This window comes from Mycobacterium sp. E796 (assembly GCF_001672815.1).
GTDB lineage: Bacteria > Actinomycetota > Actinomycetes > Mycobacteriales > Mycobacteriaceae > Mycobacterium.
The window spans coordinates 1-754 of sequence record NZ_LZKK01000324.1 but is presented as its reverse complement, the minus strand read 5'-3'; the positions used below and the strand labels follow the sequence as shown (position 1 = coordinate 754).

Here is a 754-nt window from a genome sequence, read left to right as displayed (position 1 = left end):
TTTAGACGTACGACGTCAACGTCGTCGGCCTGACGCTGTCGGAGAACCAGGCCGAGCACGTCCAGCAGATGTTCGACGGGCTGGACACGAACCGCTCAGCGCAGGTGCTGCTGGAGGGCTGGGAGAAGTTCGACGAGCCCGTCGACCGCATCGTCTCCATCGGCGCCTTCGAGCACTTCGGCCGCCAACGGTGGGGCCACTTCTTCAAGATGGCCTACCGGGTGCTGCCGGCCGACGGGGTCATGCTGCTGCACACCATCTCGCGTCCGACCTTCAAAGAGGCCAGGGCCCAGGGCACCCCGTTGACCCACGAGGTCGTTCACTTCACCCAGTTCATCCTGGCCGAGATCTTCCCCGGCGGATGGCTGCCGACGATCCCGTCGGTCGAAGAGCACGCCGGCGACGCCGGTTTCAAGGTGACCCGGATCCAGTCACTTCAGCTGCACTACGCCAGGACGCTGGAAATATGGGCCGCGGCGCTCGAGTCCAACAAGGACAAGGCCATCGCGATCCAGTCGGAGAAGGTCTACGACCGGTACATGAAGTACCTCACCGGCTGCGCCAAGTTGTTCCGCAAGGGCATCAGCAACGTCGGCCAGTTCACCCTGGCCAAGTAACGTCCCGGGCGCCGGCGCCGCCGGTCACTTCTCACACGTGAACTGGTTGACGTCCGTGTAGCCCTGGCGGAACAACTTGGCGCAGCCGGTGAGGTACTTCATGTACCGGTCGTAGACCTTCTCCGACTGGATCGCGA

1 protein-coding gene and 1 pseudogene are annotated in these 754 nt (G+C 63.7%); one reads left to right on the top strand and one right to left on the bottom strand.

Annotated elements, in window-relative coordinates; genetic code table 11:
• Window positions 1-8 precede the first annotated feature (8 nt).
• Window positions 9-617, top strand: a pseudogene (locus tag A5706_RS25815) (class I SAM-dependent methyltransferase); the annotation flags it as partial.
• 24 nt (window positions 618-641) lie between these two features.
• Here A5706_RS25815 and A5706_RS32600 read toward each other — a convergent pair.
• Window positions 642-754, bottom strand: a 113-nt coding sequence (locus A5706_RS32600; protein ID WP_197517980.1) for a class I SAM-dependent methyltransferase, incomplete at its 5' end; no start/stop codon positions are given.